Source organism: Teichococcus aestuarii (genome assembly GCF_003116135.1).
GTDB classification, from domain to species: domain Bacteria; phylum Pseudomonadota; class Alphaproteobacteria; order Acetobacterales; family Acetobacteraceae; genus Pseudoroseomonas; species Pseudoroseomonas aestuarii.
Map to the genome: position 1 here is coordinate 154,757 of NZ_PDOA01000001.1, position 21,607 is coordinate 176,363.

General features: G+C 68.5%; 18 protein-coding genes. 14 read left to right on the top strand and 4 right to left on the bottom strand.

Going from position 1 to position 21,607, the window contains the following annotated elements:
* The 9 genes from nuoH (at position 1) to CR165_RS00810 (ending at position 10,335) form a co-directional block, all read left to right on the top strand.
* Positions 1-1,011, top strand: coding sequence for an NADH-quinone oxidoreductase subunit NuoH (nuoH, locus tag CR165_RS00770; protein ID WP_109515050.1), 1,011 nt, complete (start codon positions 1-3; stop codon positions 1,009-1,011).
* A gap of 71 nt (positions 1,012-1,082) precedes the next feature.
* Positions 1,083-1,571, top strand: coding sequence for an NADH-quinone oxidoreductase subunit NuoI (nuoI, locus tag CR165_RS00775; RefSeq protein ID WP_109515051.1), 489 nt, complete (start codon positions 1,083-1,085; stop codon positions 1,569-1,571).
* A 126-nt stretch (positions 1,572-1,697) separates the two neighbouring features.
* The gene (locus tag CR165_RS00780; RefSeq protein WP_109515052.1) at positions 1,698-2,399 is read left to right on the top strand and encodes an NADH-quinone oxidoreductase subunit J; all 702 of its coding nucleotides are present in this window, start codon (positions 1,698-1,700) and stop codon (positions 2,397-2,399) included.
* Between the two features lies 1 nt (position 2,400).
* A complete protein-coding gene (gene nuoK / locus CR165_RS00785; protein WP_181377956.1) occupies positions 2,401-2,712 on the top strand; it encodes an NADH-quinone oxidoreductase subunit NuoK in 312 nt (103 codons plus the stop codon).
* A 4-nt stretch (positions 2,713-2,716) separates the two neighbouring features.
* The gene (gene nuoL / locus CR165_RS00790) at positions 2,717-4,633 is read left to right on the top strand and encodes an NADH-quinone oxidoreductase subunit L (RefSeq protein ID WP_109515053.1); all 1,917 of its coding nucleotides are present in this window, start codon (positions 2,717-2,719) and stop codon (positions 4,631-4,633) included.
* A complete protein-coding gene (locus tag CR165_RS00795) occupies positions 4,630-6,141 on the top strand; it encodes an NADH-quinone oxidoreductase subunit M (protein WP_109515054.1) in 1,512 nt (503 codons plus the stop codon). Before nuoL ends, CR165_RS00795 begins: the two co-directional genes overlap by 4 nt.
* 5 nt (positions 6,142-6,146) lie before the next feature.
* Positions 6,147-7,565, top strand: a complete 1,419-nt coding sequence (nuoN, locus tag CR165_RS00800; protein WP_109515055.1) for an NADH-quinone oxidoreductase subunit NuoN — start codon at positions 6,147-6,149, stop codon at positions 7,563-7,565.
* 2 nt (positions 7,566-7,567) lie between these two features.
* The gene (locus CR165_RS00805) at positions 7,568-8,326 is read left to right on the top strand and encodes a biotin--[acetyl-CoA-carboxylase] ligase (protein WP_109515056.1); all 759 of its coding nucleotides are present in this window, start codon (positions 7,568-7,570) and stop codon (positions 8,324-8,326) included.
* A 353-nt stretch (positions 8,327-8,679) separates the two neighbouring features.
* A complete protein-coding gene (locus CR165_RS00810; protein ID WP_109515057.1) occupies positions 8,680-10,335 on the top strand; it encodes a ribonuclease J in 1,656 nt (551 codons plus the stop codon).
* A gap of 171 nt (positions 10,336-10,506) precedes the next feature.
* Here CR165_RS00810 and CR165_RS00815 read toward each other — a convergent pair whose 3' ends face one another.
* From CR165_RS00815 to CR165_RS25505, 4 genes are all read right to left on the bottom strand, one after another.
* Positions 10,507-11,187 carry an ABC transporter ATP-binding protein gene (locus CR165_RS00815; protein ID WP_109515058.1) on the bottom strand — a complete coding sequence of 227 codons (681 nt, stop codon included), beginning with the start codon at positions 11,185-11,187 and terminating at the stop codon, positions 10,507-10,509.
* Positions 11,180-12,433: a lipoprotein-releasing ABC transporter permease subunit gene (locus CR165_RS00820; RefSeq protein ID WP_109515059.1), complete on the bottom strand. Its 1,254-nt coding sequence runs from the start codon at positions 12,431-12,433 to the stop codon at positions 11,180-11,182. Before CR165_RS00820 ends, CR165_RS00815 begins: the two co-directional genes overlap by 8 nt.
* Before the next feature lie 8 nt (positions 12,434-12,441).
* Positions 12,442-13,752 carry a proline--tRNA ligase gene (gene proS, locus CR165_RS00825; protein WP_109515060.1) on the bottom strand — a complete coding sequence of 437 codons (1,311 nt, stop codon included), beginning with the start codon at positions 13,750-13,752 and terminating at the stop codon, positions 12,442-12,444.
* A 411-nt stretch (positions 13,753-14,163) separates the two neighbouring features.
* Positions 14,164-14,583, bottom strand: a complete 420-nt coding sequence (locus CR165_RS25505) for a DUF1467 family protein (protein WP_245906033.1) — start codon at positions 14,581-14,583, stop codon at positions 14,164-14,166.
* On the opposite strand from CR165_RS25505, the gene dnaE reads away from it, so the two are divergent.
* The 5 genes from dnaE to frr all read left to right on the top strand — a co-directional run bounded on the left by dnaE (position 14,563) and on the right by frr (position 21,588).
* Entirely contained in the window at positions 14,563-18,018 is a 3,456-nt protein-coding gene (dnaE, locus tag CR165_RS00835) for a DNA polymerase III subunit alpha (protein WP_109515062.1), read from the top strand. The two genes, CR165_RS25505 and dnaE, sit on opposite strands and share 21 nt — an antisense overlap.
* Before the next feature lie 229 nt (positions 18,019-18,247).
* Positions 18,248-19,096, top strand: a complete 849-nt coding sequence (rpsB, locus tag CR165_RS00840) for a 30S ribosomal protein S2 (protein WP_245906035.1) — start codon at positions 18,248-18,250, stop codon at positions 19,094-19,096.
* 41 nt (positions 19,097-19,137) lie between these two features.
* Positions 19,138-20,049, top strand: coding sequence for a translation elongation factor Ts (gene tsf, locus CR165_RS00845; RefSeq protein ID WP_109515063.1), 912 nt, complete (start codon positions 19,138-19,140; stop codon positions 20,047-20,049).
* 224 nt (positions 20,050-20,273) lie between these two features.
* Positions 20,274-20,993 (top strand): UMP kinase, encoded by a 720-nt coding sequence (gene pyrH, locus CR165_RS00850; protein ID WP_109515064.1) that lies wholly within the window; start codon positions 20,274-20,276, stop codon positions 20,991-20,993.
* A gap of 22 nt (positions 20,994-21,015) precedes the next feature.
* Positions 21,016-21,588 (top strand): ribosome recycling factor, encoded by a 573-nt coding sequence (gene frr / locus CR165_RS00855; RefSeq protein WP_109515065.1) that lies wholly within the window; start codon positions 21,016-21,018, stop codon positions 21,586-21,588.
* The last annotated feature ends 19 nt before the right edge of the window (positions 21,589-21,607 follow it).

Genomic DNA, 21,607 nt, shown 5'->3' on the forward strand with positions numbered 1-21,607 from the left:
ATGGACGCTTTCCTCGCATCCCCCATCGGCATCCTGGCGCTGACGGTCGCGCAGACCCTGGCGCTGCTGGTGCCGCTGCTGATCGCGGTGGCCTACCTCACCTATGCCGAGCGCAAGGTGATGGCGGCGATGCAGATGCGGAAGGGCCCGAACGTGGTCGGCCCCTTCGGCCTGCTGCAGCCCTTCGCCGACGCGCTGAAGATGCTGCTGAAGGAGACCATCATCCCGTCGGGCGCCAACCGGGCGCTGTTCATCCTGGGCCCGATGCTGACGCTGATCCTGGCGCTCATCGCCTGGGCGGTGATCCCGGTGAATGATGGCTGGGCGATCGCCGACATCAATGTCGGCGTGCTCTACCTGCTGGCCATCTCCTCGCTCGGCGTCTATGGCATCGTCATCGCCGGCTGGGCCTCGAACTCCAAGTACGCCTTCCTCGGCGCGCTGCGCTCGGCGGCGCAGATGGTCTCCTACGAGGTCTCGATGGGCCTCGTCATCGTGACCGTCCTGCTCTGCGTGGGCAGCCTGAACCTGAGCGAGATCGTGCGCGCGCAGAAGACGGTGTGGTTCGCCATCCCGCTCTTCCCGATGTTCGTGATCTTCTTCATCTCGACGCTCGCCGAGACGAACCGCCCGCCCTTCGACCTGGCCGAGGGCGAGTCGGAGCTGGTGGCGGGCTTCATGGTGGAATACTCCTCCATGACCTACGCCCTGTTCTTCCTGGGCGAATACGCCAACATGATCCTCATGTCGGCGATGACCAGCATCCTGTTCCTGGGTGGCTGGCTGCCGCCGATGGACATCGCGCCCTTCAACTGGGTGCCGGGGCCGATCTGGTTCATCCTCAAGATCATGCTCTGCCTGTTCACCTTCATCTGGGTGCGTGCCACCTTCCCGCGCTACCGGTACGACCAGCTGATGCGGCTGGGCTGGAAGATCTTCCTGCCCTTCAGCCTGGTCTATCTGGTGCTGACGGCCTTCGTGCTGAAGCTGACGGGGTGGCTGCCGGTATGAGGTGCCCTGTCGCGATGATGACGCTTGTCGATATGAGTGGCGCGGGCTACCCCCGCGCGGCGAGGTGAGAAATGGCAACGCTTGACCGCGTGGCGCGCAGCCTGCTGCTGACCGAGCTGGCCTCGGGCATGGCGCTGACGCTGAAGTATTTCTTCAGTCCGAAGACCACGATCAGCTACCCCTTCGAGAAGACCGCGCTCTCGCCCCGGTTCAAGGGCGAGCACGCGCTGCGCCGCTACCCCAACGGGGAGGAGCGGTGCATCGCCTGCAAGCTGTGCGAGGCGATCTGTCCGGCGCTGGCCATCACCATCGAGGCCGAGCCGCGCGAGGATGGCAGCCGCCGCACCACGCGCTACGACATCGACATGACGAAGTGCATCTATTGCGGCATGTGCGAGGAAGCCTGCCCGGTCGATGCCATCGTCGAGGGGCCGAATTTCGAGTTCGCGACGGAGACGCGCGAGGAGCTGATCTACAACAAGGATCGGCTGCTCGCGAATGGCGACCGGTGGGAGCCGGAGATCGCCAAGCGCCTCGAGCTCGACGCGCCCTACCGCTGAGTTCCGCGGCGGGGGCGGTCCGGTCCGTGCCTCCCCCGCGGCTTTCCTTCACGGCCCCGTCCTCCTGCCAGGACGGCTCTCTCGGAACGGTGCCATGATGCTGCATCTGCACGCGGGCGGGCTGCGATGATCGCCGCACTCGCCTTCTATGTCTTCGCGGCCATCCTGATCGCGTCCGCGGTCATGGTGGTGACCAGCCGCAACCCCGTGCACAGCGTGCTGTTCCTGATCCTGGCGTTCTTCAACGCCGCGGCGCTGTTCCTGATCGCGGGGGCCGAGTTCCTGGCGATGATCCTGGTCATCGTCTATGTGGGCGCGGTCGCGGTGCTCTTCCTCTTCATCGTCATGATGCTGGACATCGATTTCAGCCGCATGCGGGAGGGGCTGCAGCGCTACGCGCCGATCGGCGCCGTCATCGGCGGCATCCTGTTCCTCGAGCTGCTCTTCGTGTTCGGCAGCTGGCAGTTCGCGCCGGACGCCGCCACGCTGCGGCTGAACGCGACGCCGGGCCCAGAGGTGACCAACACCGAGGCGCTGGGCCAGCTGATCTACACGGACTACATCTACCTGTTCCAGGTGGCCGGGCTGATCCTGCTGGTGGCGATGATCGGCGCCATCGTGCTGACGCTGCGCGACAAGCCGGCCAACAGCAAGCGGCAGGATATCGGCGTGCAGGTGGCGCGGGCCGAGGCGGTGAAGCTCGCCAACCCGCCCTCGCGCGCCGGCCTCGGCCAGCTCGGCATCATCCGCCGGCCGCTGCCGGAGGCGCCGAAGCCCAAGGCGGTGGGCCACGACCACCACGACCATCACGGCGGGGGGCACCACTGAGATGCTGACCATCGGTCTTGGCCACTACCTGACGGTGAGCGCCATCCTCTTCGTGCTGGGCGTGCTGGGCATCTTCCTCAACCGGAAGAACGTCATCGTCATCCTGATGTCGATCGAGCTGCTGCTGCTCTCGGTGAACCTGAACATGGTGGCCTTCTCGGCCGCCCTGCAGGACCTCACCGGCCAGGTCTTCGCCCTGTTCATCCTGACCGTGGCGGCGGCCGAGGCGGCCATCGGCCTGGCCATCGTCGTCATCTACTTCCGCAATCGCGGCAGCATCGAGGTGGAGGATATCTCCACCCTGAAGGGTTAAGCCCATGTATGTCGGTGCGGTTTTCTTCCCGCTGCTCGGTGCCTGCATCTCCGGCTTCTTCGGCCGCTGGATCGGCGACAAGGCGGCGCAATGGGCCAGCGTGATCTGCATGGCGCTGGCCGCCATCTGCGGCGTGAGCGCCTTCATCCAGGTCGCCTACGGCCATGCGCCGGCCACGCTGGAGATCGCCACCTGGCTCGATGTCGGCGGGCTGCAGCTCTCCTGGGCGCTGCGCTACGACACGCTGGCGGCGGTGATGGTGGGCATGGTGACGGTCGCCTCCACCATGATCCACCTCTACAGCGTCGGCTACATGTCGCATGACCCGACACAGCCCCGCTTCTTCGCCTATCTCTCGCTCTTCACCTTCATGATGCTCATGCTGGTGACGGCCGACAACCTGCTCCAGCTCTTCTTTGGCTGGGAGGGCATCGGCCTCGCGAGCTACCTGCTGATCGGCTACTGGTACGAGAAGGAGAGCGCCAACCGCGCGGCGATGAAGGCCTTCATCGTCAACCGCGTGGGCGACCTCTTCTTCATGCTGGGCATGGGCCTGACCTTCTGGACCTTCGGCAGCATCGAGTTCAACACCATCTTCCAGGGTGTCGAGGCGGCGCGTCAGGTCACCTTCGCCGGCTTCCCGGTGGTCGAGGTGATCGCGCTGCTGTTCTTCCTGGGCGCCATGGGCAAGTCGGCCCAGATCGGCCTGCACACCTGGCTGCCGGACGCGATGGAGGGCCCGACCCCCGTCTCCGCCCTCATCCATGCGGCGACGCTCGTCACCGCCGGCGTGTTCCTGATGGCGCGCATGTCGCCCGTCGTGGAGTACGCGCCGAACGTGCTGGGCTTCATCACCTTCATCGGCGCCACCACGGCCTTCTTCGCCGCCAGCGTCGGCATGGTGCAGAACGACATCAAGCGGGTCATCGCCTACTCGACCTGCTCGCAGCTCGGCTACATGTTCTTCGCCATCGGTGTCGGCGCCTACCAGGCGGCGGTGTTCCACCTCTTCACCCACGCCTTCTTCAAGGCGCTGCTCTTCCTCTCGGCGGGCTCCGTGATCCACGCCATGTCGGACGAGCAGGACATCCGCAAGATGGGCGGCATCTGGAAGAAGATCCCGGTCACCTACGCCATGTTCTGGATCGGCTCCCTGGCGCTGGCCGGCGTGCCCTACTTCGCCGGCTACTACTCGAAGGACTTCGTGCTGGAGGCGGCCTATGCCGGCCATGGCTGGACGGCGAAGTACGCCTTCCTCATGGGCATCGTCGCCGCCTTCATGACGGCCTTCTACTCCTGGCGCCTGATCATCCTGACCTTCCACGGCACGCCGCGCGCGGACCATCACACGATGGAGCACGTGCATGAGAGCCCGGCGGTCATGCTGATCCCGCTCTTCGGGCTGGCGGTCGGCGCGCTGTTCGCCGGCGCCTACTTCTCCGGCGACTTCGTCGGCCACCATTGGGCCGAGTTCTGGAACGGCTCGATCGTCAACGCGCCGCACAACCACATCATGCACGAGGCGCACGAGGTTCCCTCCTGGGTGCCGCTGGCGCCGACGGTGGTGGGCGTCGCCGGCATCGTCCTGGCCTATGTGCTGTACATGTTCCTGCCGCACCTGCCGGGGCGCATCGCCGCGGCGGTGCCGGGGCTGTACCGCTTCCTGCTCAACAAGTGGTACTTCGACGAGCTTTATGACCGCGCCATCGTCCAACCGCTGCGCCGCCTCGCCGTGCAGCTCTGGAAGGTGGGCGACGTCAAGATCATCGACGGCATGCCGAACGGCGCCGCCAGCCTCACGGCGCAGGCCTCCGGCCGCGTGGTGCGCTTCCAGACGGGCCGCGTGGCGAACTACGCCTTCGCCATGATCATCGGCCTCGTCCTCTTCGTCAGCATCTTCCTGTTCGGGGTCGGCCGATGAACGCCGCGGGTTTTCCCCTGCTCTCGCTGCTCACCTTCCTGCCGCTGGTGGGCGCCGGCATCATCCTGTTCGTGCGGGGGGAGGAGGCGGTCGTCGCCTCCAACGCCCGCTGGACGGCGCTGTGGACCAGCCTGATCACCTTCGGGCTCTCGCTGATCCTGTGGTTCCAGTTCGACAAGAGCACGGCGGACTTCCAGTTCGTCGAGCAGATGAGCTGGATGCCGGAGTTCGGCCTGGGCTACCACATGGGCGTGGACGGCATCTCGGTGCTGTTCGTGCTGCTCTCGACGGCGCTGACGCCGCTCTGCATCCTCTCCTCCTGGGAGGCCATCCAGAGCCGCGTGCGCGAATACATGATCGCCTTCCTCGTCCTCGAGACGATGATGGTCGGCATGTTCTCCTCGCTCGACGTGGTGATGTTCTACATCTTCTTCGAGGGCGTGCTGATCCCGATGTTCCTGATCATCGGGGTCTGGGGCGGTGCGCGGCGGGTCTATGCCGCCTACAAGCTGTTCCTCTACACGCTGCTCGGCTCGCTGCTGATGCTGCTGGCCATGCTGGTGCTGTGGTACCAGGCCGGCACCACCTCGATCCCCGCCATCTTCGAGCTGACCATCGCGCCCAGCACGCAGATGTGGCTGTTCCTGGCCTTCTTCGCCTCCTTCGCCGTGAAGGTGCCGATGTGGCCGGTGCACACCTGGCTGCCTGACGCCCATGTGGAGGCGCCGACCGCCGGCTCCGTCATCCTGGCGGGCGTGCTGCTGAAGATGGGGGCCTACGGCTTCCTGCGCTTCTCGCTGCCGCTGCTGCCGCAGGCCACCGAGTGGTTCGCGCCGCTGATCTTCGCCCTCTCCGTCGTCGCCGTGGTCTACACCTCGCTGGTGGCGCTGGCGCAGGAGGACATGAAGAAGCTGATCGCCTATTCCTCGGTCGCCCATATGGGCATCGTCACGATCGGCATCTTCACCCTGAACCACCAGGGCATCTCGGGCGCCATCTTCCAGATGCTGAGCCACGGCGTGGTCTCCGGCGCGCTCTTCCTCTGCGTGGGCGTGCTGTACGACCGGGTGCACTCGCGCGAGATCGCCCGCTACGGCGGCGTCGCCAAGATCATGCCCAGCTACGCCATGGTGTTCATGCTGTTCACCATGGGCTCGGTCGCGCTGCCCGGCACCGCCGGCTTCCCGGGCGAGTTCCTGGTCATCGTCGGCGCCTGGCATGCCAACCCCTGGGTGGCCTTCGGCGCCGCCCTCGGCATGATCCTGGGCGCGGGCTACATGCTCTACCTCTACCGCCGGGTGGTGTTCAGCAAGATCACGCGCGAGGACCTGAAGGCCCTGCTGGACCTCAGCCCGCGCGAATACGTCACCTTCGCGCCGCTGATCCTGCTGACGCTGTGGATGGGTATCTACCCGTCTTCCTTCCTTTCCTTCTTCGAGGCCAGCGTGGCGGCCCTCGTCTCGCGGCATGAGGCCGCGATGGCGCTGCCGCGCCTGGCCGGGATGTGACCGGTATGAACTGGACCCTCGTCCTCCCCGAGCTGGTGCTGGCGCTTGCCGGGCTGGCGGCGCTGGTCGCCGGCGTGCTGCCGAAGCGCGACACCAGCTTCGCCATCAACATGGGCGTGTTCGGCGCCATGCTATTGGCCGCCGTGCTGGTGATGGCGCAGCCGGAGGGCACCGCCTTCGCCGGCCAGTATGTGTCGGACGCCTTCACCCGCTTCATGAAGCTCCTCGTGCTGGCCGGCGCCGCGCTCGGCCTGCTCGTGGCGATGGACTGGAACGTGAAGGAGGGGCTCGCCAAGTTCGAGTTCCCGCTGCTGCTGCTGTTCAGCAGCCTCGGCATGATGGTCATGGTCTCGGCCAACGACCTGATCGCGCTCTATCTGGGCCTCGAGCTGCTCTCGCTCTCGCTCTACGTCATCGCCGCCTTCAATCGGGACAGCGAGCGCTCGGCCGAGGCGGGGCTGAAATACTTCATCCTGGGCTCACTGGCCTCCGGCCTGCTGCTCTATGGCGCGAGCCTCATCTATGGCTTCGCCGGCTCCACCAATTTCGACCGCATCGCCGATGCGGTGAGCGCCACCGAAGGCGTGCCCTTCGGCCTGGTGGTGGGCCTCGTCTTCGTGCTGGCGGCGCTGGCCTTCAAGGTCTCGGCCGTGCCCTTCCACATGTGGACGCCGGATGTCTACGAGGGCGCGCCGACCCCGGTCACGGCCTTCTTCGCCTCGGCGCCCAAGGTGGCGGCCATCGCGTTGCTCACCCGCGTCGCCGCCGGCCCCTTCGGGGAGCTGGTGGAGCAATGGCAGCAGGTGCTGATCCTGGCCTCGCTGGGCTCCATGATCCTCGGCGCGCTTGCCGCCATCGGGCAGAAGAACATCAAGCGCCTGATGGCCTATTCCTCCATCGGCCATATCGGCTACGCGCTGATGGGCCTGGCGGTGGGCAGCGACCTCGGCATCCGCGGCCTGCTGCTCTACATGGCCATCTACCTCTTCACCAATGTCGGCGCCTTCGCCGTGCTGGTGGCCATGCGCCGCAACGGCCGCGCCCTGGAGGGGATCGACGACCTCGCCGGCCTCGGCAGGACGGACCCCGCCATGGCGCTGGCCATGACGGTGTTCATGCTCTCCATGGCCGGCATCCCGCCGCTCGCCGGCTTCTTCGGCAAGCTCTACGTCTTCCTGGCGGCGGTCTATGGCGGCTACTGGACCCTGGCGGTGGTCGGCGTGCTCACCTCGGCCGTCTCCGCCTACTACTATCTGCGCGTCATCAAGGTGATGTACTTCGATGCGGGCGAGGCGCTGGATGCGCGCCCGACCAGCCTCTCCGTCGTCCTGGCGGGGACCGGGCTGTTCACCGTGTTCTTCTTCGCCTTTCCGGCGCCTTTCCTGGCCGCGGCGCAGGCGGCCGTGGCCGCTCTGGTGGGGTGAGGGTGACAGGCGCCGCCCGCGCGTGGCGTCTGCGCGTTCATGACGAACTGGCCAGCACGCAGGATGGCGTGCTGGCCGCCGCCCAGGCGGGCGAGCCGGAGGGGCTGGCCATCCTGGCACGCCGGCAGAGCGCCGGGCGCGGCACGCAGGGGCGGTCCTGGCGCTCGCCCGCAGGCAATCTCTACCTCTCCTTCCTGTTGCGCCCCGAGGGCTCGGCGCGGGAACTGCCGCAATGGTCGCTGCTGATGGCCGTCGCGCTGGCTGAGGCCTTGGCGCCGCTGCTGCCGGATCCGGACCGCCTGCGCCTGAAATGGCCCAATGACGTGCTGCTGGATGGTGCCAAATGCGCCGGCATCCTCACCCAGGCCGCGCCGGGGGAGGGGGGAGGCATCGCCTGGCTGGTCTTCGGAATCGGCGTGAACCTGGCCGAGGCTCCGCTTCTGCCCGACCGGCCCACCGCCAGCCTGCGCCAGACCGGCGTCATCCCGCCCGAGCCGGTCGCCTTTGCCTGGTCGCTCCTGTCCTCGGTGGATCGCTGGCGCGGGATTCAGGCCATGGAAGGCTTCGCCCCCGTGCGGGAGGCCTGGGCGGCACGCGGCCCGGCCCTGGGCGCCACCCTGAGGCTCAGCCGGCCGGAAGGCGGCTTCGAGGGCCGCTATCGGGGCCTGTCGGACGATGGCCGCCTTTTGCTGGACACTGCCTCCGGCCGCCGCGCCCTGGCTTCGGGCGAGGTTCTGGCGGCGCCAGCCATGGGTGCATGAGCAGCGCCGTCCGCAATCCGTGATTGGTCCAGACCGCGTTCTGCCGATGCATTTGGCCCCAGGCTGGGGTTATGTGAACAAGATGAGACGGGAACGGGCGCGACTCAGGCCTGTTGAGGCCTCGATGGCGTGGGTTTGCGGCAGCGCCACCGGCCTGGATGGCCGCTGCGGAGGCAAGACGCGGCGCGCCCCATCTGAGGAGTGGCGGTTGGCTTTTCCGCCGCTGCGCCCCATTTGTTCTTTTACGAGTTTGCCTGACGCGCCAGGGCCCCGGAAGGGCGCTGGACTGACGAGGGCCAAGGAACCTGCCCCTTGGGGCAAGACTTCATGAACATCACCACTGGCGAGCATCAATGAACAATAACGGAGACTTGGCCTTCATCCCGCTCGGCGGGACGGGGGAGATCGGCCTCAACCTGAACGTCTATCGCTGCGACGGGCAGCTTCTGGCGATCGATTGCGGCATCGGCTTCGGCGGGGCTGAGCAGCCCGAGGCGGAAGTTATGGTGCCTGACCCCGCCTGGCTGGCCGAACGCCGCGACAAGCTGCTGGGCCTGGTCATCACCCACGCGCATGAGGACCATCTCGGCGCCGTCGCACCGCTCTGGCCGCAGCTGCGCTGCCCCGTCTATGCCAGCCCCTTCGCGGCCGCCGTGCTGCGCCGCAAGCTGGGCGAGGCCGGGCTGATGGGGCAGGTCAAGCTCATCACCGTGCCGCTCGGCGGCACGCTGCAGCTTGGGCCGTTCGGCCTGCAGTTCATCCGCGTCACCCATTCGGTGCCGGAGCCGCAATCCATCGCCATCCGCACGCCCTATGGCACGGTGCTGCACACCGGCGACTGGAAGCTGGACCCCGACCCGCTGGTGGGCGAGCCGACCGACGAGGCGGCCTTCGCCGAGCTGGGCCGGGAAGGCGTGCTGGCCATGGTGTGCGACAGCACCAACGCCCTGGTGGAAGGCCATTCCGGCAGCGAGGGCGAGGTGCGCCGCAACCTCACGGCGCTGATCCGCCAGCTCAAGGGCCGTGTCGCCGTCACCTGCTTCGCCACCAATGTGGCGCGGGTGGAATCCATCGCGCTGGCCGCCCAGGCGGCGGGGCGCAAGGTGGCGCTGTTCGGCCGCAGCCTGCGCAATGCCGAGGCCGCCGCCCGCGAATGCGGCTACATGCGCGAGGTGCCGCCCTTCATCCACGAGGATGATGCGGACGACGTGCCGGACGACCAGCTGCTGATCATCTGCACGGGCAGCCAGGGCGAGCAGCGCTCGGCCATGTCCAAGATCGCCGCCGACACCCACCCCCGCATCTCGCTGGGCGAGGGGGACACGGTGATCTTCTCCTCCCGCATGATCCCGGGCAATGAGCGCGCCATCCTGCGCATGCAGGACGAGCTGGCCCGCGGCGGCTGCCGGGTGATGACGGCGGACGACCACATGGTGCACGTCTCCGGCCACCCGGCGCGGGACGAGCTGAAGCGCCTCTACAGCCTGGTGAAGCCGCGCTTCGCCGTGCCGGTGCATGGCGAGTGGCGCCACCTGCAGGAGCATGCCGCGCTGGCCCGCGAGATGGGCGCCACGCCGGTGCTGGTGGAGGATGGCGACGTGCTGCGCCTCGGCCCGCTCTCCGGCAACGCCACGCCGGATGTGGTGGAGGGGGTGCCCACCGGCCAGCTGGCGCTGGATGGCGAGAGGCTGCTGCCGCTGGAAGGCGGCGTGCTGGGTGCGCGGCGGCGGATGCTGTTCAACGGCATCGTCATGGCCTCGCTGGCGGTCGATCAGTCGGGCCGCGTGCTGGGCAACCCGGTGGTTTCCGCCCCCGGCCTGTTCGACATGGGCGACAGCGAGCCGGGGCAGATTGCCGACGAGCTGGCCCGCGCCGTCTCCGACATGCCGCCCGCCCTGAAGCGGGAGGACGACACGCTGCGCGACGCCGCCCGCACCGCGCTGCGCAAGGCGATGGGGCGCCGGCTGCGCAAGCGGCCGAGCGTCGAGATCCACCTGCTCCGGGTCTGAACGCAAAAAGCTGAGGGGGTGCTCCCCTCAGCTTTCTTTCTTCTTTTTCTGAAGAAAAAGAAGCAAAAAGACTTCTCTTGTCTGGCGTTTCGCGATCAGCAAGCAAGCGCCAAAATGACAAAAGTTTTTTGGTTCTTTTTTTCAAAAAAGAACGTCACTCCAAGCACTTCTTCAGGCCGCGACCACCTTGCCATCGCGCAGGGTGACGACGCGGTCCATGCGGGCCGCCAGATCCGGGTTGTGGGTGGCGATCAGTGCCGCCACGCCGGCGCCCCGCACCGCCTCCAGCAATTGCGCGAAGACCCGGTCCGAGGTGGCCACGTCCAGGTTGCCGGTCGGCTCGTCGGCCAGCAGCAGGCCGGGGCGGTTGGCGAGCGCGCGGGCGATGGCCACGCGCTGCTGCTCCCCGCCCGAGAGGCGGCCGGGGCGATGCTGCTCGCGGCCTTCCAGGCCGAAGCCCGCCAGCAGTTCCTGGGCGCGTTGCGCGGCGGCCTTCTCGGCGGTGCCGAGCGCCATCTGCGGCAGCACCACATTCTCCAGCGCCGTGAATTCCGGCAGCAGGTGGTGGAACTGGTAGACGAAGCCGATGTTGCGGCCGCGCAGCGCGCTGCGCGCCTCGTCGCCCAGCGTGCCGGCGGCGCGGCCGTCGATGAACACCTCGCCGCCATCCGGCTTCTCCAGCAGCCCCGCCAGGTGCAGCAGGGTGGACTTGCCGGTGCCCGAGGGCGCCACCAGCGCCACGATCTCGCCCGCCCGCAGCACCAGATCGGCACCGCGCAGCACGGGCAGCTCGCCCGCCTCCGTGCGGTAGCGCCGCTCGACGGCGGCCAGGCGCAGCCTTGGCTCATTCATTGCGGAGCGCCTCCACCGGGTCGGTGCGCGCGGCGCGCCAGGAGGGGTAGAGCGTGGCCAGGAGGGAGAGGCCGAGGCCCATCAGCACCACCTGCGTCACCTCGCTCGGGTCCACCACCGCCGGCAGGCGGGTGAGGAAATACACCTCCGGGCTGAACAGCTGCGTGCCGGTAAGCGATTGCAGGAACTGCCGGATGTGCTCGATGTTGAGGCAGAAGACCAGCCCGAGGCCGAAGCCGATGGCGGTGCCGAGCACGCCGATCGAGGTGCCGCAGAGCAGGAAGATGCGCATCACCGCGCCGCTGGTGGCGCCCATGGTGCGCAGGATGGCGATGTCGCGCCCCTTGTCCTTCACCAGCATGATCAGCGAGGAGACGATGTTGAACGCCGCCACGATGATGATGAGGGTGAGGATGAGGAACATGACGTTCCGCTCCACCTGCACGGCGGCGAAGAAGGAGGAATTGGCCGCCTGCCAGTCCAGCACCCGCACGGGGGTGGGGGAGAGCGCCTGGGTGATCTCGCGCGTCACCGCCCGCACATTGTCCGGGTCCTGCACGAAGACCTCGATCTGCGAGGCGGCGTCGCGCATCTGGAAGTAGAGCTGCGCGGCGGGGAGGGGGAGGAAGACGTAGGAGCTGTCATACTCGTTCATCCCCGCCTCGAACATCGCCACCACCGTGTAGGCGCGCAGGCGGGGCACGGTGCCGATGACGGTGGCGCGGCCCTGCGGCGAGACGAGCGTCACCTTGTCGCCGATCCGCAGGCCGAGCTTCTGCGCCAGCCGCGTGCCGACCAGGATGGCGTCCTCGCCCTGGAAGGCGTCGAGCGAGCCGGCGCGGATGTTGCCCGCCAGCAGCGGCCGGGCGCGCAGATCCTCCGGCTTGATGCCGCGGGCGAGGCCGCCCGTGGCGCCGCCGGCCTCGCTGGTCAGCAGCACCTGCCCCTCGACCAGCGGGGTGGCGCTGGCCACGCCCGCAAGCTGCCGCACCCGCTCGGCGATATCGTCATAGTCCCGGAGGCCGCCGGGGCCCGCGGCATGGATGCCGAGATGCCCGTTCAGCCCCAGGATGCGGCCCAGCAATTCCTGCCGAAAGCCGTTCATCACGCTCATCACGATGATCAGCGTGGCGACGCCAAGCGCGATGCCCACCAGCGAGAAGCCGGCAATCACCGAGACGAAGCGCTCGCCCTTGCGCGCCCGCAGGTAGCGGAACGCGACCTTCCGTTCGAACGCCCCGAACATGCCGTCCCTTACTTCCCGAGGATCTGCGCCAGCGCGGCCTCGATCGAGACCTCCTGGCGCTCGCCCGTGGCGCGGCGCTTCAGCTCGATGATGCCGTTGGCGGCGCCGCGCGGGCCGATGATGGCCTGCCAGGGATAGCCCGCCAGATCGGCGTCGTTGAACTTCACGCCGGCGCGCTCGGGGCGGTCGTCATACACGGCCTCCTGGCCGAGCGAGGCGTAGAGCTTCTCGCACAGCGCGTCGGTCGCCAGGTCGCCGGACTTCAGGTTGAGGATGGCGCAGCGGAAGGGCGCCACGGCATCCGGCCACTTGATGCCGGCCTCGTCGTGGTTGGCCTCGATCAGCGCGCCGAGCAGGCGGGAGACGCCGATGCCGTAGGAGCCCATCTGCGGCACCAGCGGGTTGCCGTCCGGCCCCGCCACGGTCAGGCCCATCGACTTCGAGTACTTGTCGCCGAAATAGAAGATGTGGCCGACCTCGATGCCGCGGGCCGAGACCTGGTTCTCCGCGCCGATGGCGTTCCAGGCCGCCTCGTCATGCATCTCGTCGGTGGCGGCGTAACGGCTGGTCCAGAAATCGACGGTGGGGTTCAGGTCGCCCTCGTAGTCGGGCTTCTGGGCCAGCACGTCGAATTCCAGCAGGTCCTTGTGCAGGTAGACCTGGCTCTCGCCCGTCTCGGCCAGGATGATGAACTCGTGGGACAGGTCGCCGCCGATGGGGCCGGTGTCCGCGCGCATCGGGATGGCCTTCAGCCCCATGCGGGCGAAGGTGCGCAAATAGGCCACGAACATCTTCTTGTAGGAGAGGCGGGCGGCCTCGGCGTCCATGTCGAAGGAATAGGCGTCCTTCATCAGGAACTCGCGGCCGCGCATCACGCCGAAGCGGGGGCGGATCTCGTCCCGGAACTTCCACTGGATGTGGTAGAGGTTGCGCGGCAGGTCGCGGTAGGACTTGGCGTAGGACTTGAAGATGTCCGTCACCATTTCCTCGTTGGTCGGGCCGAAGAGCATCTCGCGCTCATGCCGGTCCGTGATGCGCAGCATCTCCTTGCCATAGTCGTCGTAGCGGCCGGACTGGCGCCAGAGCTCTGCGCTCTGGATCGTCGGCATCAGGATCTCCTGGGCGCCGGCGGCGTCCTGCTCCTCCCGCACGATCTGGCTGACCTTCTGCAGCACGCGCAGGCCGAGCGGCAGCCAGGCATAGATGCCGGCGCTGGTCTGCCGAATCATGCCGGCGCGCAGCATCAGCTTGTGCGAGGCGATCGAGGCCTCGGCGGGGATTTCTTTGAGGGTCGGCAGGAAGGCGCGGGAGAGGCGCAAGGGATTCAGCTCCGGTCGGACTACGGCCGGCGGAAGGTAAGGGCGCGGCGCCGGATGCGCCAGGGGGAGAGGGGCAAGGTGCCCTGCTCCATGCTGCGCCGCAATAAAAATACGATTAATTCACGGTTGACGACATTTTTCGATGATCGTTCCGGCTTTTTGCTTGGAATGTCGTCGCTCGGGCGATACAAACAGAAAAAAGGGCCACACCCCGAAAGGTGCGGCCCGAGTTTAGGGAGGAAACGCCAGTCACACGGCAGGAAGAGAACCAGCTCTCTTCCTGGGACTGATGGTGCAGCGCCCCCTCTGGCGCCGCAACGCAAAATCACCCGTCAATCGCCATAAAAATAGGCGCCCGCAACGCATCTGCCCAAAAGCGGGCAGATGCGGTTCTTTTTCTAGCCTGACAGCCTAATTGGTAGGCATGGCCAGCCAGCCTTCGCGGAAGCTCAGCCAGGGGCTGTTGATCACCCATGCCAGCCCGGCCCAGATGACGGCCGAGATGAGGGTGGTCAGGAGCGCCTTCTTCAGCAGGCCGGGCGCCTGCGGCGCACCGCGCCAGCCGCCCGTGGCGGTGTCGCCCTCGCTGTCGGGCTGAACGCCGATCGGCAGCACGGCGAAGAGCACCGTCCACCAGACCAGGAAATAGACCACAAAGCCGGTGAACCAGTTCATCGCCGCGCTCCCTGCCGCATGGCGGCGGAGATAGGCGCTTCCCGCTGTCTCGGCCAGGGGCGGGGTGGCCGGCGCATGGCCGCCCGGCCCGGCTGGGCCATCCCCCCGCCGGGGCGGCCGTGCTAGAAAGGCGGCATGACCGACAGCTTCGTCCATCTGCACACCCATTCCGCCTATTCCCTGGCCGAGGGGGCGATCAAGGCGGAGAAGCTGGCCGAGCTGGCGCGGGCGGACGGCCAGCCGGCCGTGGCGCTGACCGACACGGCCAACATGTTCGGCGCGCTGGAATTCGCCAAGGCCTGCGCCGGCAAGGGGGTGCAGCCCATCATGGGCTGCCAGCTCTGGCTCTCCCGCTCCGCCGCCGACCCGCGCCCCGAGGTGCTGCGCCTGGCGCCGGATTGCGTGGTGGCGCTGGCCACCAACGCGCAGGGGCTGGAGAATGTGCAGCGCCTCTCCTCGCACGGCTTCCTGCGGGACGATCCGTCTGGCAAGCCGGCCATCACGCTGGAATTGCTGCAGCAGCACGCGGAGGGGGTGTTCCTGCTGACGGGCGGCACCTGCGGCCCGCTGGGGCGGCTGCTGCAGGAGGGCAGGCGCGACGCCGCGCGGCACCTGCTGGACGCGCTGAAGGAGAGCTTCGGCGACCGGCTGGCGGTGGAGCTGACCCGGCACGGGCTGGAGGTGGAGCGCGGGCTGGACCCCGCCCTGGTGGCGCTGGCCGATGCCGCCGGGCTGCCGATCGTCGCCGGCAACGATGTCTACTTCGCCAAATCCGGCATGTACGAGGCGCATGACGCGCTGCTCTGCATCGCCGAGGGGCGGACCCTGGCCGAGCCCGACCGCCGCCGCCTGACCGCCGAGCACTACTTCAAGTCGGCCGCGGAGATGCGCCGCCTCTTCGCCGACCTGCCGGAGGCCTGCGACAACACCCTGGCCATCGCCCGCCGCTGCGCCATCATGGCCGAGAGCCGCAAGCCGGAGCTGCCCATCTGCCCCAAGGTGCAGCCCGGCATGACCGAGGCCGAGACGGTGCGCGACATGGCCGCCCGCGGCCTGGAGGCGCGGCTCGACGCCCAGGGCACTCCCGCCACGCCGGAGGCCCGCGCCGTCTACCGCGACCGGCTGACCTTCGAACTGGACGTGATCGAGAAGATGGGCTTCTCGGGCTACTTCCTGATCGTGGCGGACTTCATCCAGTGGGCGAAGGGGCAGGGCATCCCGGTGGGGCCGGGGCGCGGCTCGGGCGCCGGCTCGGTTGCCGCCTGGGCGCTGCTGATCACCGACCTCGACCCGCTGCGCTTCGGCCTGCTCTTCGAGCGCTTCCTCAACCCCGAGCGCGTCTCGATGCCGGATTTCGACATCGACTTCTGCCAGGAGCGGCGGGACGAGGTGATCCAGTATGTCCGCCGCGAATATGGCGAGGACCGGGTGGCGCAGATCATCACCTTCGGCCGCCTCCAGGCCAAGGCGGTGGTGCGCGACGTCGGCCGCGTCATGGGCATGCCCTATGGCCAGGTGAACAAGATCGCCGAGCTGATCCCGTTCAACCCGGCCAAGCCCGTCACGCTGCAGCAGGCGATCGACGGCGAGCCGCGGCTGCAGGAGATGCGCGAGGCGGACGAGACGGTGGAGCGGCTGATGGAGACCGCCCTGGTGCTGGAGGGGCTCTACCGCAACGCCTCCACCCATGCGGCGGGCGTGGTGATCGGCCGCAAGCCGCTGATCGACACGGTGGCGCTCTACCGCGACCCGCGCTCGGACATGCTGGTGACGCAGTATTCCATGAAGTACGTGGAGAACGCCTCCCTGGTGAAGTTCGACTTCCTCGGCCTCAAGACGCTCACCGTGCTGCAGCGGGCGGTCGAGATGCTGGCCGAGCAGGGCATCGAGATCGACCTCGCCACCCTGCCGCTGGACGACAAGAAGACCTACGAGATGCTGGCGCGCGGCGATTCCGCCGGGGTGTTCCAGTTCGAAGGCCAGGGCATGCGGGACTGCCTGCGCATGATGCGCCCCGACCGCTTCGAGGATCTGATCGCCGCCGTCTCGCTCTACCGCCCCGGCCCGATGGCCAACATCCCGGCCTATTGCGCCCGCAAGCATGGCGAGCCCTGGGAGCCGGTGCACCCGGCCATGCGCCACCTGGTCGAGGAGACCTACGGCATCCTGGTCTACCAGGAGCAGGTCATGCAGATCAGCCAGGACGTGGCCGGCTACAGCCTCGGCGGCGCCGACCTGCTGCGCCGCGCCATGGGCAAGAAGATCCGCTCCGAGATGGAGGCGCAGCGCAAGATCTTCGTCGATGGCGCGGTGAGGAACGGCGTGCCGGAGGCCAAGGCGGGCGAGATCTTCGACCTGATGGAGAAGTTCGCGGAATACGGCTTCAACAAGTCGCACGCCGCGGCCTATGCGCTGGTCGCCTATCACACGGCCTATCTCAAGGCGAACTACCCGGTGGCCTTCCTGGCCGCCTCCATGACCTTCGACATGGACAAGACGGAGAAGCTGGCCAACCACATGCAGGAGGCCGCCCGCCTCGGCATCCCTGTCCTGCCGCCGGACGTGAACCGCTCGGCCGCCGATTTCCGCACCGAGATCCGGGAGGAGGACGGCAAGCCCTGCATCCGCTTCGCCCTGGCCGCGGTGAAGCGCGTCGGCATGCAGGCGATGAAGGACATGGTGAAGGCGCGGGACGGGAAGGGGCCGTTCCGCTCCATCGCCGACTTCGCCCAGCGCGTGGACCCCAAGCTGCTGAACAAGATGCAGCTGGAGAACCTGGCCCGCGCCGGCGCCTTCGACAGCCTGGAGAAGAACCGGGCCCGGATGACCGCGAGCGCCGAGGTGATCCTGCGCCGCGCCCAGGCGGCCGCCGAGGAGCGGACCTCCAGCCAGATCGGCCTGTTCGGCGGCGGGGATGCGAAGCCCGAGCCGCTGCGCATGCCGCAGGTGAACGAATGGCCGGAACTCGAGCGGCTGAGCCAGGAGGCGGAGGCGGTGGGCTTCCACCTCTCCGCCCACCCACTCGACACCTACAAGGAGGTGCTGCGCAAGCTGCGCACCACGCCCATTGCCCAGCTCCAGATGCGGGCCGAGGCGGGGGCGGGCATGCTCAAGATCGCCGGCACGGTGGTGAACAGCAAGGAGCGCACCACCCGCACCGGCAGCCGCATGGCCTGGGTGCGGCTCTCCGATTCCTCCGGCAGCGTGGAGGTGACGCTGTTCTCCGAGACGCTGCTGAAGAACCGGCCCCTGCTGGTGGAGGGCACCGCGCTGCTGATCACGGCCGAGGCGCGGATGGATGGCGAGAACCTGCGCCTGACCGCCCAGGCCGTGGAATCGCTCGACAAGGCGGCGAGCGGGGTGGGGCAGATGCTGCGCCTCGGCATCGAGGACATGGCGGCGGTGGAGCCGATCCGCGCCCTGCTGGCGCGCGAGGGGCAGGGCAAGGGCACCGTCATCCTGGTGCCGCGCCTCGCCGAGGGGCAGGAGGTGGAGGTGATGCTGCCCGGCCGCTGGAACGTCTCGCCCCGGCTGACGCAGGAGATGAAGGTACTGCCCGGAGTGGTCGCGCTCTCCGCGCCGCCGGGCTGACGCCCCGGGCCCGCAGCCTGCGGGCCGGGGGCGGCAGGGCCGATAGGGCTTGCGGCGGGGCGCCGGTTGCGCCATATGGCCCGCGCCGGCCCGGGTCCGTTCCCCAGGCCGGTCATTCCGCACGCGGTGCGCCCTTCCGTCTCCGGGCGAGCAGGGTCCGGTCCCGGGGAGACATCCCGGGCTTAGCGCCGCGGAGGCTCAACCGGACGTGACGTGAAGGACCGCCCCCATGGCGATGCCCGAAGTTTCCCTGCGCCAGCTGCTCGAGGCCGGTGTCCACTTTGGCCACCACACCCGCCGCTGGAACCCGCGGATGGCGCCGTACATCTTCGGCGTGCGCAACCAGGTGCACATCCTGGACCTGCAGCAGACCGTGCCGATGCTGGACCGCGCGCTGCGCACCGTGCGCGACGTGGTGGCCGGCGGTGGCCGCGTGCTGTTCGTCGGCACCAAGAAGTCCGCCGCCGAGTACGTGGCCGAGGCCGCGACCCGCTGCGGCCAGTACTACGTGAACCACCGTTGGCTCGGCGGCATGCTGACCAACTGGAAGACCATCACCGGCTCCATCAAGCGCCTGAAGCAGATGGACGAGCAGCTCGGCGGCAACACCCAGGGCCTCACCAAGAAGGAAGTCCTGATGCTGACGCGCGAGCGCGAGAAGCTCGACCGCGCGCTGGGCGGCATCCGCGAGATGGGCGGCCTGCCGGACATCATCTTCGTCATCGACGTGGTGAAGGAGAAGCTGGCGATCGAGGAGGCCAACAAGCTCGGCATCCCGGTTGTCGCCGTGGTCGACTCGAACGCCGATCCGGAGGGCGTGGCCTTCCCGATCCCGGGCAATGACGACGCCATCCGCGCCATCAACCTGTATTGCGACCTGATGGCCGCCGCCGTGTTCGACGGCATCAGCGCCGAGCTGCAGGCCTCCGGCGTCGACATCGGCGCGGGCGAGGACCTGCCGGTGGACGACCTGGCGGGCATCGACGGCGCCGTGGCCGAGGGTGTCGAGGGCGCGGCGGTGGCCGAGGCCGAGGCGGCCGTTGGCGGCCCGGACGCGCCGGTGGCGCCCCAGGCCTGACGCAGACCGCCTGAACCAGACCGCGAGACAGGAGCATCCCCATGGCTGAGATCACCGCCGCGATGGTGCGCGAGCTGCGCGAGAAGACCGGCGCCGGCATGATGGACTGCAAGAAGGCGCTGGTGGAGAACGGTGGCGACACCGAGGCCGCCATCGATTGGCTGCGCAAGAAGGGCCTTGCCGCCGCCGCCAAGAAGTCCGGTCGCGTGGCCGCCGAAGGGCTGATCGGCACCGCCACCGGCCCGCAGGTGGCCGGCATGGTCGAGGTGAACGCCGAGACCGACTTCGTGGCGCGCAACGAGCTGTTCCAGAACTTCGTCTCCGAGGTGGCCGGCCTGGTCCTCTCGGTGGGCGAGGATGTGGAGGCGCTGAAGGCGGCCACCTACCCCGGCACCACCCACGCGGTGCAGGACGAGCTGACCCGCCTGATCGCCACCATCGGCGAGAACATGACGATCCGCCGCGCCAAGCGCTTCACCGTGCCGTCCGGCGCGGTGGCGACCTATGTCCACTCGGCGGTGAAGCCGGGCCTGGGCAAGATCGGCGTGGTCGTGGCGCTCGAGGCCGCCTCGGAGATCGAGGCGCTGGAGACGCTGGGCCGCCAGATCGGCATGCACGTCGCCGCCACCCGCCCGGAGGCGCTCGACATCTCCGCGGTGGACAGCTCCGCCCTGGAGCGCGAGCGGTCGGTGCTGACCGAGCAGGCCCAGGCCTCCGGCAAGCCCCCCGCCGTCATCGAGAAGATGGTCGAGGGCCGCATCCGCAAGTACTACGAGGAAGTGGTGCTGCTGGAGCAGGTCTGGGTGCATGACGGCGAGAGCCGCGTGAAGGCCGTGGTGCAGAAGGCCGGCGCCAAGCTGACGGGCTTCGCCCGCTTCCAGCTCGGCGAGGGCATCGAGAAGCAGAGCAGCGACTTCGCCGCCGAGGTCGCGGCGGCCGCCGGCACGGTCTGATCCGCGCCTGACAGGAAGGGGCGGGGGCACGGCCATGCGGCCGTCGCTCCCGCCTTTCCGCATCCGCATACCGCTGCGGCGCCAGCCGCGCGGGATGTGCGATTTCCCGCCGGAGCGGCCGGGAAGTGCCACGCTCCCGATGCCGTGTGCTTGCCGCGCACCGGCCCGCTGCCTATCGTGCCGCGCTCCTGCGCACCCTGCCCCCTGATGCTGGAACCGAACCGATGCCGAGCCCGATCTACAAGCGTGTCCTGCTGAAGCTCTCGGGCGAGGCGCTGATGGGGACGCGCGACTACGGGCTGGACAACGCCACGGTCCGCGCCATCGCCCAGGACATCAAGGGCGTGGTGGCGCTCGGGGTCGAGGTCTGCGTGGTGGTGGGGGGTGGCAACATCTTCCGCGGCGTGGCCGGCGCCTCCTCCGGCATGGAGCGCGCGCAGGCGGACAGCATGGGCATGCTGGCCACCGTGATGAACGCGCTGGCCATGCAGAGCGCGCTGGAGCGGGCCGGGGTGCCCACCCGCGTGCAGTCCGCCATCCCGATGAGCAGCGTCTGCGAGCCCTTCATCCGCCGCCGGGCGGAGCGGCACATGGAGAAGGGGCGGGTGGTGATCTTCGCCGCCGGCTCGGGCAACCCCTTCTTCACCACCGACACCGCCGCCGCGCTGCGCGCCGCCGAGATGCGCTGCGACGCCCTGTTCAAGGGCACGCAGGTCGATGGCGTCTATTCCGCCGACCCGCGCAAGAACCCGAATGCCGAGCGCTACGTCACGCTCACCTACCTCGACATGCTGGCGCGCGACCTGGCGGTGATGGACGCCGCCGCGATCAGCCTGGCGCGCGAGAACAAGCTGCCGATCATCGTCTTCAACATCCACGAGCAGGGTGCCTTCACCGCCGTGATGCAGGGCGAGGGCCGCTTCACCACCGTCGTGGACCAATAAGAGAGAGAAGGAGGCCCGCGCCATGGCCGCACCTGCCGATCTGAGCACGCTGAAACAGGACCTGGCCCGCCGCATGGACGGCGCGATGGAGTCGCTGAGGAAGGAATTCTCCGGCCTGCGCACCGGCCGCGCCTCGCCGGCGCTGCTGGAGCCGATCCGCGTCGAGGTCTATGGCGCCAACCAGCCGCTGAACCAGGTGGCCAATGTCTCCGTCTCCGGCCCCTCGATGCTCTCCGTGCAGGTGTGGGACCGCCAGGCCGCCAAGGCGGTGGAGGTGGCCATCCGCGATTCCGGCCTCGGGCTGAACCCGCAGGCCGAGGGCCAGGTGATCCGCGTGCCGCTGCCGCCGCTGACGCAGGAGCGGCGCAACGAGCTGGCCAAGCAGGCGGCCAAGTATGCCGAGGCCGCCAAGGTGGCGGTGCGCGGCGTGCGGCGCGACGGCAACGAGCAGATCAAGGGCTGGGAGAAGAAGTCCGAGATCGGCAAGGACGAGGCGGCGAAGTGGTCCGACGAGGTGCAGAAGCTGACCGACCAGATGATCAAGAAGGTCGACGAGCTGCTCGCCGAGAAGGAAAAGGACATCAAGGCGGTCTGAGGACGTCCTGGAACAGCGT